The 10,821-nt window shown below is 50.9% G+C and carries 7 protein-coding genes, 1 tRNA gene, 1 rRNA gene and 1 pseudogene; all 10 read right to left on the reverse strand.

The genetic code is table 11. From position 1 onward, the window contains the following. Positions 1-61 precede the first annotated feature (61 nt). Positions 62-1,246, reverse strand: a complete 1,185-nt coding sequence (locus tag Q9290_RS14810) for a restriction endonuclease subunit S (protein ID WP_306080424.1) — start codon at positions 1,244-1,246, stop codon at positions 62-64. Next, positions 1,243-2,799, reverse strand: a complete 1,557-nt coding sequence (locus Q9290_RS14815; protein WP_306080425.1) for a type I restriction-modification system subunit M — start codon at positions 2,797-2,799, stop codon at positions 1,243-1,245. The genes Q9290_RS14810 and Q9290_RS14815 overlap by 4 nt, the downstream gene beginning before the upstream one ends. 167 nt (positions 2,800-2,966) lie before the next feature. Then, on the reverse strand, positions 2,967-6,404 hold the full coding sequence (locus Q9290_RS14820) for a DEAD/DEAH box helicase family protein (RefSeq protein WP_306080426.1): 3,438 nt from the start codon (positions 6,402-6,404) through the stop codon (positions 2,967-2,969). 64 nt (positions 6,405-6,468) lie between these two features. Then, positions 6,469-6,924, reverse strand: coding sequence for an AAA-type ATPase lid domain-containing protein (locus Q9290_RS16505; protein ID WP_462806090.1), 456 nt, complete (start codon positions 6,922-6,924; stop codon positions 6,469-6,471). Between the two features lie 9 nt (positions 6,925-6,933). After that, positions 6,934-7,995 (reverse strand): annotated as a pseudogene (locus Q9290_RS16500) (sigma 54-interacting transcriptional regulator); the annotation flags it as partial. A gap of 180 nt (positions 7,996-8,175) precedes the next feature. Further along, entirely contained in the window at positions 8,176-8,796 is a 621-nt protein-coding gene (locus Q9290_RS14830) for a hypothetical protein (protein WP_306080427.1), read from the reverse strand. Positions 8,797-8,844: 48 nt separating this feature from the next. Then, the gene (locus Q9290_RS14835) at positions 8,845-9,780 is read right to left on the reverse strand and encodes a metallophosphoesterase (protein ID WP_306080428.1); all 936 of its coding nucleotides are present in this window, start codon (positions 9,778-9,780) and stop codon (positions 8,845-8,847) included. 17 nt (positions 9,781-9,797) lie between these two features. After that, a complete protein-coding gene (locus Q9290_RS14840) occupies positions 9,798-10,226 on the reverse strand; it encodes a hypothetical protein (RefSeq protein WP_306080429.1) in 429 nt (142 codons plus the stop codon). 373 nt (positions 10,227-10,599) lie between these two features. Continuing rightward, a tRNA-Asp gene (locus tag Q9290_RS14845) sits at positions 10,600-10,676 on the reverse strand. A 34-nt stretch (positions 10,677-10,710) separates the two neighbouring features. Continuing rightward, positions 10,711-10,821: ribosomal RNA gene (gene rrf, locus Q9290_RS14850) — 5S ribosomal RNA — on the reverse strand; the annotation flags it as partial.

The following is a 10,821-nucleotide window of genomic DNA, read 5'->3' on the forward strand; positions in this document are numbered from 1 at the left end:
CACTCAATCAGCCCGAGTACACGGGCTAATTAATGCTTAGTGACTGACTAAAATTTAATACTTAGAGCTGGCCTGAGAAGGCACGTTGACTTAATGAAAGAAATAACCCCTCGATTCCCTCTGCTTTCTTTCTGTTCAGCTCATGCATTTTATTAACATGGAAAAATATTTTAGCAAATTTTTCCTGTTCGCTAACCAGAGGAAAAAAAGCCAGTGTTTCTTCAAATTTTTTCTTTGAAATGTTCAGCATTGAACCACTAGTACCAGTGGCTTGAGACGTTAGCCGGTCTCGCATTTTTGGGTGTTTAAGAAGGTAGTGTAGATATTCTGATAATAACTTCTCATTTGTTTTAATGCGCCACAGCTTATCTGGAAGAAAAAGATTATCGTAATCTTTATCCACTAGTGCTGTCGCAGCTACCAACTCACGGGTATTAGCCCGACTAAAAATTAGATCTCCGGCTCTCGGCTTCAGCAGCTTTTTATTGGCTGGAACACTACTAACCTCTACAGCTTTGTTTTCTGCTGCTTGGAAGACGCCGGATGTCACAGAGCTGATCTTTAAAACACCTAACTGTTCACCAGAGGCAGGTGCGCTATCACCATTAGCACTCCATCCTGACTCAATACTTGCTACACCTTCAGAGAGAGGAAGCTCATTCCATCCCTTCGAGTTAGTAACCGGATCACCAAACATATCCAAAAAGACACTATGCATAAACTGGTCGGCAAGCTCGATGGCCTGCTGGCGTTTACGACGCAGGGCATCGGCCTTGTCGAGAATGGCGGCAATACGTTTTTGCTCAGCCAAGGGAGGAAGAGGGATTTCATGATCCCAAAAAACCTTCATGGCCACTCGTGGCATTTTTGCACCAGCAACCTGTGAGCTAACCCAACTAACAAACCCTTCTGAACGTAGATAGTGAGCTAAATATTTACGGTCCAAACGCTCCGGGTCTGGCAGCATTGGTACCAACTCAGTCGTTGCTATACCCTCTTTTTCAGGTAACACCACTTTATTCAAGTAAGGGCGTAACTTGGAATAAAGCACATGCCGTTCATCAAACCAGTGTGTTGAATTACCTGCTTCGCTAATAGGAGCAATCATTTCCTTGAGAACTCGCCCCGTTTGTGACTCCACCTGATCCAAATTTAAGTGCCAAACCAGCTCAGACGTATCGGTAACTTTCCGCTTTAACGCTTTAGCTGGGGCGACATCAGCAAGTTTTACCGTAGGGAAACTCACAGCATCCCCTCCAGCTCGTTCAGACCCTGCTGAATTTCAGCTTCCAGTGCCTTCAGGCGGGCAAGAATATCCCTGGGTGCATCGTATTCCTCAGCCTCGTAGACCTGCTCTTTGTAGCGGTTAAGAGACAGATCGTACTTGTTGGCAGCAATCTCGTCGCGGCTGACCCAGAAGGCCCTGGCAGTGCGATCATTGCTATCGGTATTGGCCTGCGCCGGATCCCGCGTCTTGAACGAGCTGATCAGCTCGGGGAGATCGTTGGCAGTAATGGGCTGACGCTTGTCATCCAGGGAAAAGCCGTCGTCCTTTACATGGTAAAACCAGACCTGATCGGTTGCTCCGCCTCGAGTAAAGATGAGGATGGCGGTAGAGACACCGGCATACGGTTTGAACACGCCACTGGGCAGGCTGATCACCGCCTCCAGCTGGTTGTCGTCTATCAAATGCTTGCGCAACTGCTGATGGGCCTTGGATGAGCCAAACAACACGCCGTCCGGCACAACGGTGGCACTGCGGCCGCCCATTTTCAGCATGCGCAATATCTGCGCCACAAACAGCAGCTCGGTCTTCTTGGTTTTTACTACCTGAAGTAACTTGGGATCGACGTCTTCTTCGTCCAGGCTGCCCTTGAACGGCGGGTTGGCCAGGATAAGGTCGAACGCACCATTGGCCGCCCTGGGAAAGCGCTCGGCAAAGCGCTGGCTCAGGGTATCCTGATAATGAATATCGGGCTCGGTAATGCCGTGCATTACCAGGTTCATGGCGGCAATACGCAACATGGTGGCGTCAAAGTCAAAACCGTGGAACATGTCGGTGTCTACATGATGACGGTGCTCATGCAGCAGATCACCGGAATACAGCTTTTGCTCGGTGATCTCCCCCTTGTCGTTGACCAGCTGCTCGGTATAAATACCCTCGGGCGAGGTGTACTTCTCCAACAGGTATTCATAGGCGACCGCCAGAAATCCAGCCGTACCACAGGCCGGATCGGCGATGCGGTGATTGGCTTCGGGGTCAAGCATTTCCACAATGGCACGGATGATATGGCGTGGGGTACGAAACTGACCGTTAATGCCGGCGGTGGTGAGTTTGGAAAGCAGGTACTCGTACAGATCACCCTTGACATCAGCACTGTCGAGCGGCAGCTCGCTGATCATGTTGACGGCTTTCACCAGCAGGCTTGGCTTCTGGATCATCAGCTGGGCGTCTTTCATGAACTCGGCAAACAGGGTGCCTTCACCGGCCAGATCCTTGAAATGCGGAAAGACGTCGTCCTTCACCAGCTTGTACATCTGCTCTGCCGGCAGGTGGCGGAAGTTCTCCCAGCGAACGTCCTGATCAAACTCGGAAAAGCGGCGCTTGAACGGCTTGCCACTACGCTCGGCGCGCTTTTCGTCCCGGCGCTCGTTCATGTCCAGCATACGGGCGTACATCAAGAAGGTGACTTGCTCGATCACGGTCAAGGGATTGGCGATGCCGCCTGTCCAGAATTCTTCCCAGAGTTTGTCGATTTTGCTTTTCAGTTCGCCGGTGATCATCGGTGATGTTCTCACTATCTATTAGGGTTCCTGGCGCGCCGCGCGCGGTAGGTTAAAGCCTGACGACCGAAAATCCGCTCGCCGGGCGCACAGGGTAAAGCAGGCCATACGCTTTGTGAATGTCTCGTCACTGCCGGTAAGGCCGAGGCGTTCACTCTTCACACAATTACCGTGGCCGATGTTTAACGGGTGACATTGGCACTGATTTTCATTCTGCCCAAATCAACGCCAAAGTCCTTGATCAAGGCGCAGAGGGCATCGGCCTGATGTTCGGCAAAAATGCCGTCCAGTCCGTCGGTGTGCACGCCGATAAACGGCTGCTCATACAGATCCGTTACATTAATGGTGCCAAAGCGGCACAGGTGATTTTTGAGCATGGAAATAAAACGCTGCTGCTGACCATTCAGACTGGTGTGATACGTCTGCACAAAGTGGGTAAAGGCACTCTCCACCGCACTGGCATCCATGCCGACTATGGTACGCAACAGTTGATCAAGCCCAGCGCTCGACTCGGGGAAAAACTCCTTGAGCAAAGCCAGGTCGAGACCGGGATTATGCACGTGCACCAGAGCATTAAGCTGCTTCAGCTCCGCCGGCGTAACGGCTGCACCGGTGCGGATCTTGTTCAATACGGGGTTGGTCTCGAAAAGCGGCGTCAGGGTGGCTTCCACCTGCTGGCGATAAATCTGGTAGTCCACCGACACTATGTTGGTAGGTCGCTCTTCGGTAACGTAACCACCCTGGTCTTCCTTGATATCCACCACCAGCAAGGGGTCGGGCAATGGTGCCGCACCTTTGTCGCGCCAATGGATAATACTGCGCAACGCCAGCCGTTTGGCTTCCAGATCCTGCTGCTCAGCAGCTTGCCAGAAACCGTCTTGCTGAATGGCATGGATATGCTCGGATTTGGCACGCACCTGGTTGATGTGCATGGACAGTTGCCGCACCTTAACCAGCACCGGCTCTTTGGCCAGGCTCAGCTGAGCGGGATTGGTAAGCAGCACATGCTGCAGCCCGGTGAGCTGCAAGTCCCACTGCAGGGCTTCAGACTGGCCTTTGATATTACGCCACTGCATCAGGGGGGCCATCTCGTTACGCAGCAGCTGACGGGTATCAGGCGCAAACTGGTCCAGTCGTTTTTCATCACTCAACTGGGCCTTGAGCTTCCAGTTATCCCGCACCGCGATGCAACGCTCATCCAGAGCGTTAATGTCGTCCCTGATTAATTTAATGGTCTGAGCAAACAGGCCCATTTCGGCGCGCTTGAGCGCCTCTTCTGCCAGCTCAAGGCGGGCCTCAAACAGCTTCTGACACAGAGATTTGCTTGAAGTGGGTTCCGTTTCTTCCGGCTCCATTTCAAAGTAATCGAAGTTAGCCCAGTGGTCGAAGATCAGAAACTCGCTCTTGTGTTTACCTTCGCCGTAAAGGTTTTCACACAAACGGGTGCCGCGCCCAATCATCTGCCAGAACTTGACCTTGGATTTGACAGGCTTGGCAAACACCAGGTTAACCACTGCCGGTACATCAATACCGGTATCGAGCATGTCTACCGAGACAGCAATGGTGATTTGATCCGCTGAGCCATCGGTCTTTTTAAAATCGTCGATCAGGTCTTCGGCTCGCACAAACTTGGAGTGGATAACCCGGCAAAAGTTACTGCCGTACTGGGGGTAAAGTACACCAAACAGCTCTGCCAGCAATTCGGCATGTTGAATATTGCGGGCAAAAATGATGCTCTTGCCCGGCAGCTGGCCGTCGGCATCGCGCAGGCCCCGCTCCATCAGATTACGCAGAATTTCCCGGTTGGTGTCTCTATTAAACACAGCCTTATCAATGGCCGGCGCATCAAAGTCCAGCTCATTGGGGTCCAGCCCCTGATCCTCCAGCTCAGCCAGCTGTTCATCACTCAGAGCACTGCCCTTAATGCCCTCGCGCAAAAACTGGGTCGTATGGCTGACCACGCGAAACGGGGTCAGGTTACCGTCCGCCACCGCCTGTTCCAGCGGGTAGTTGGCGGTAGGCATTTTGTAGTCACAACCGAACAGCCGGCTGGTAGAACGGCTGATCATCTCTACCGGTGTTGCAGTAAGCCCCACCTGACGAGCATCAAAGTATTTGAACAGGTCACCGAATACGTTATAGACAGAGCGGTGGGACTCATCGGCAATGATGAGGTCGAAATAGCCCACATCAAACTGCTCGTAAATATTCATCATGCCCGGGTAGGTAGAGATGTAGATACGGGCTTTGTTCTGCTCCTGCTTGTTGCTGCGTCCAACTACATAGAGTGGCTCTCTGATGAACTCGCTAAAGGCATTCTTGGCCTGTTTGCGCAATTCTTTGCGGTCACACAGGAACAACACCCGCTTGGCCCAGCCTGCACTAAGCAAACGTTTGGTCAAGGCAATGGAAACCCGTGTTTTACCGGTACCGGTGGCCTGAACAATCAGCGCCTTGCGGTGTCCATCCGTAAAGCGTTCGCTGACGCGGGTAATGGCTTCCATCTGATAGAGCCGGCCGGCAATTGTGGTGTCTATCTCGGTACGATTGAGATCCTGTCGCTTACGGCGCTGGGCAATCAGATATTGCAGGCTGTCTTTGCTGTAGTAGCCGTAAAGCTTGCGCGGTGCTTCGTTCTGAGCATCATTCCAGATCCAGATGTCATAACCATTGGTGTAGAAGATTACCGGGCGCTGGTTGTGCTTTTTCTCCAGCGAGTCGGCATACAGCTTGGCCTGCTGCCGGCCTTTTTCCGGGTTTTCGTTGGCGCGCTTGGCTTCCACTACTGCTAGTGGCTTGCCGTTGTCATCCCATAGCACATAGTCGCAATAGCCTTTTCCACTCTGTGTTGGCTGGCCGTCTACTTCCAACTCAATGGATACTTGCTCGGTGCTGGCATTATCCTGACTGACGTCCCAGCCGGCCAGGCGCAGTTCGCTGTCGATAAGCTTTCTACGAGTCTGTTCTTCATTGAGATCCAGGGTGTTGGTGGCCACCTGGCTTCCCTTGCTGAAGGCCTGGGCTTTAACCTGATCCACTTCTTTTTTGAGCTTGGCGGCCAGCCGCTGTGCTTCCTGCTCGGCTGCCTTTGCGGCTTCCAGTTCTTGCAGAGCACTTTCAAGTTGTGCTGACTGATCACTCAGCTTTTGCTGCAGCGCCTTGTTCTTTTTCTTGAACTCGGCCTTGGCGCCGGTGGACTCTGGCACCAGAGGCTGTTTAAAGACAGGGCAACCTTCACGAGTACCTTTTGCTCTGGCAATAAACAACCAGCAAGACAGGTAGTAGGCTTCTTCCACCAGCCAGACAGCGGTGCTAACAGACACGTCACCCTCATGGGCCGCCTTGTTGCCATGGATCCGCACAGCATGGAGCTTATCGAGAATGATTTTAGGTACCACAGCGGTAAAACCGCCGTTATTCAAACGATCAATAAAGCTGGCGTTAGGCTCAATCGGGAGCCGAAGATCTTTATAAATCACACCCACCAGCTTCTCAACGAAACAGCGTAACTTGACCAAGGCACTCTGAGGATCTGAACAGGCATACGCTTCGGCATACGCTCCCAGTTCTGCCAATACCGGCCAGTGCGGCCTGATGTGTTCAAAGTTCATCGATTGCATCTCTTTTACCCGTACATGGTTATTTTTATTTCAGGTATCGTGCCAACTTTATTGAACATGCCTGTCAGGCATCCTTAATACCCAGTTGCTTCATCCAGTTGCCCAGGGTCTGATGATTGTTAAGCCCAAGCAACGCAGCCGCCTTTCCTTTTTGACCGGCGGTCAGTCTAAGCGCTTCTTCAACATAATAACGCTTTGTTTTTTCTAGCAAATCATTGATATCAACCCCTTTGGACACATCCGCTCCAGATGGGTTACTCCACTTCATTTCGGGCCGTTTTATCATGGCTTGCTGCAGATGTTCGACCTCAAGCTGTTCCTCTTCCGACCAAATTGAAGCTCTCAACAAGGTATTCCATAACTCCCGAATGTTACCCGGCCAACGCTGTTCTTTTATAAAATTTATTACGGCATTGGAAATGTTTTTACTTTTATAGCCGGGTTGCTCATTTGCTTCTTGATTCAGCCGAGCCATCAACACAGTCACCAGCTCAGGGATATCGGCAATGCGCTCGCGCAAAGGCGGAAGCTGTATGATGCCGACCGCCAGTCGATAAAACAAATCCTCACGGAACGCTCCTTGCTCCACCATTTCCAACAAGTCACGGTGAGTGGCAGCAATCACTCTGATGTCAACCTTGTGTGCCTTACTGGCTCCGACAGGGGTAACCTCCTGTTGCTGTAATGCCCGAAGCAGCTTGGCCTGAGCATCCAGTGGCAACTCACCTACCTCATCAAGAAACAGGGTGCCGCCATCCGCTTCATCGAAGAATCCTTTTCAGTCGGCCGTTGCTCCGGTAAAAGCACCTTTTCTATGCCCGAAGAGCTGAGAGTCAATTAACGTATTCGGAATGGCACCGCAGTTCACCGCGATAAACGGTTTGGTTGCCCGTAATGAGGCATGGTGGATTGCCTCGGCTATCACTTCCTTACCTGTGCCTGACTCCCCCTGAATGATGACAGGGACATTTCGGGGAGCCAGTTTCTGAGCCAGCCTGACCACGTTGGCCATGGCACTGGACTCACTTTGTATGTGCTCAAACTGAGTGGCCATATCCGGCCTGTCTGCGGCCATGGCCCCGAGCTTACCGTCCTGACGCTGAAGATATTCCAGTGAGATGTCATAAGGCAGCTCGACAGGGGTGAGGCCTTTTTGAAGCGAGGTTTGCACAAGCCGAGTGCCATAGACGCCTTTCCCGAGTAAAAGCCAGGTAGCAATCATGGCGGGGGTACCCGAGGTCAGGTTGAGGGTAACAATGGATTTGTCGGCGGATAGCGGCTCAAGCTGTTCTCGACAGATGGCGTAGATACCGGGGTAATCTATGGGGCTGGTTAAGGTAACTTCTTTAAATATGATTTTGGTGTTGCGGCGGTGTTCAACAAGCAGTGATTCCAGCCATTGCTTATATCCGGGAGCTTCATCTCCCCAGTTGCTGATGAGGATGATGACCTCATCGAATGGAGCCCCAGACTTCAACAATATGGAGGCAATTGCACCATGATGCCCACTTTTCTCTGCATCAAGATCATGCCGCCCCAACCAGGTCAGTAGCACTCGTTTTTTGAACACAGGGTAAACCTCATTACTCATTTGTAATCAAGCTTACCACCTTGCCCCATACGGAACCCAGCAAAAATGTTCAACCTTTAACTGCGCATTATCATCCCAAAGATAGCTACAAAGCCTGCCACCGGACTTGGCTGCACTGGCTGGTGAGATGCTCAAAAGAGGGGACGCGCTTCAATAAGCCAGTTGCAACCAAGTGCCAAGTTAGCCTCTGGGTTTAACCAGCCAGTTTACTTTTTCACTGGCCAGCAATGCGCCAAGAACGCCCCAGAACTTCCATGGATCTTCACTTCCACTTTCTACCCACAGCTCACGGTTTTTAATGCTTTCAAAAAGTTCTGACTTCAATTCATCAGAGAGCAAGCACTGATTTTCAGGTTGTTTCACAGCACCGCGCGCACAGATACAAGATGTTACTGTTGCAGTCACACCAGCGACGACCGTCAGTTTTTGCACACCTTTTCCAGAATCAAACTCAGCTATGTCGGTGCAAAGAGAAGTTGCCACTAACGTGTAAATTTTAGCCGCAACCAAGGGCTTGACTCTGTGTACTCCAACCTCGATAACCCTGTATATACTCTCACGAGTAGAGCTATCGGTTATGTCTGTGAGCCTAGTTGCGAGCGACATTAGCTCCTCAGCGCCTGCCACCTCCAGAAGCAAACTCCTACTTGGGCCTGGGAACATAGGCTCACCCGCACATAAAATCTCTACGAGTTCAGAGACCTGAGTTGGAGCACTTTCCATCATGTCCAAGCATTTCAGTAGGTCTGGCTGATTATTGGCCGGCAACGCCGAGATTCGTTCTTTTATGAATGCTGCCACAGAGATCTCCTTTCTGTGTTTTTCATTATTTTTATACAAACAGGCTTGTCACTTTGCTCTATACGGAACCCAGCAAAACTGCTTGGCTGTTAAGCGAGGTTGTCCGTCCCATCGGTAGGCGCAAAGCTTACCGTCATATTTGGCTGCAATACTGTAGTCCAAGCAGGCGACATGCTCATTAAGCGGGGTGGGTTCACCTGAGAGCCAGTAGTGACCGACAAATACCGGTTTATGGCCATCATAGCCCGGCAACATATCTGTTGGCACAGGAGTATCCGGTATCTGGGAAATGGCATCACTCGGCACCATAGCAAGCTCCCGGTAGGTAAGAGCTTCAAGGTTCCACCATTCGGTACGGATGTGACAGCGAGGGTTGCAGTCTTTATCAAAAAACTGATGCCCTTGGGGAAGGGTAATTTCCAGTCCTTTAAGCAGGGTTTCCAGTGCATCAAAGCCCGAACTACCTTGTCGAGTAAGTTCGGGCCAGGAAGCCTCCAAGATACGTTGCTTATCATCGAGATAAGGCTTTATGTTCCGTATCTGCGCTGGATGCCAGCAGGCATGTACAACTCTGAACTCTGGCAAATCCAGATATAGTGGCAGGCTCTTGAACCAAGCAATGTGCTCCCGATGCAGGTCACCGCCCTCACCAACCTGACTCAGATAGGCTTGATGCTGTTCGTAGTTCTTGACTGTATGTGGACGTAGATACTGCTCTGGGTTGTCTGGATCAAGTGTGGCGTAGGCCACGGCATTGAACTCGTGATTTCCCATCACTGCCAGTGCCTGACCGTTTTCCACCATGTTACGAGCTATCTCCACGGTTTTGCACTGCTCTGGTCCACGATCAATAAAGTCACCTAAAAAGATCACTTTTCGCTCAGGGTGGCACCAACCATTCGAGCTTTGCTGATACCCCATAGTTAGCAGCAAAGACTCCAACGCAGCGGCATGGCCGTGAATATCACCGATAAGGTCATACATGCTGACTGCTCTTTTCGCTATTCTTTAGCTTCTAGTAATGGCAAAGAAAGCTCTGTGGCTTCTTCTTTAGAAAGGCCAGCTTTGAACAGTGCATACATAGTTGCATGGCCAGGCTCAGCACCATGAATTCGTCTTCTTAGTGCTTTGGGGTCGGGATCGATCTCCCAATATGGAGGGAAACCCAGCTCGGGATCATTGTACATATAACGCATGCAGGTTTCAGGGTGCTCTTTGCGCATTTCATGGAACAGTGCTAATGCACCTTCCGCTGTCTCTCTTCGCACCAGAGTCATATATGCATTTTCAATAATATCTGTGCAAGGACCAATCGATGCATTTATATATGTTCGTGTTCCATCAGGCCCTGTCATCATTGCTTTTCCATACTGCTTATCAGGCTCATCAAGTGCATCCACGCCATAACGTTCTTCACAAGTAGATTTCAAGCATCGCCTCTCTATACCACTTTCAGACAAGTAGTTAACAATGAAAAATTATTGGCCTATGTTTTACCGCAACTACAGAGCCTTTTTGTTTCTTAATACTGGCAATTTTTCGGCACTTAGGGCTTTTAGGCTCCATGTGAATCAAAACTAACACCATGACCATAAGGAGACAATAAAAAATGCCAGTCACGGGTCATATGCTCAGCCAGGTCATTGATGAAATTTTGACCTCCGGTCAAAGCAAGGTCCGGGTCACGAAATGGTCACGGTTTGGTCACGAGGGGTGATTTGACAGAATACGGGTGTGTGGTTTTACTGAGGATAGAAAAGCAAAAAGCCCTTAGCTATCAACTAGCTAAGGGCTTCTTAAATGTGGCGGAGCGGACGGGACTCGAACCCGCGACCCCCGGCGTGACAGGCCGGTATTCTAACCAACTGAACTACCGCTCCGCATTAAGCTGTATAGTTCGAGACTAAATTGGGTGCCTGGCAGTGACCTACTTTCACATGGCAGCTGCCACACTATCATCGGCGCGGTTGCGTTTCACTGCTGAGTTCGGCATGGAATCAGGTGGTTCCACAACGCTATGGCCGC

It is taken from the genome of Oceanimonas aquatica, assembly GCF_030732065.1.
In the GTDB taxonomy this organism is placed as follows: domain Bacteria; phylum Pseudomonadota; class Gammaproteobacteria; order Enterobacterales; family Aeromonadaceae; genus Oceanimonas.

Bases quoted from the DNA above. Each gene is read 5' to 3' on its own strand.
- Q9290_RS14820 (WP_306080426.1), bottom strand. From the start codon at position 6,404: ATGCAATCGATGAACTTTGAACACATCAGGCCGCACTGGCCGGTATTG.
- Q9290_RS14835 (WP_306080428.1), bottom strand. From the start codon at position 9,780: ATGTATGACCTTATCGGTGATATTCACGGCCATGCCGCTGCGTTGGAG.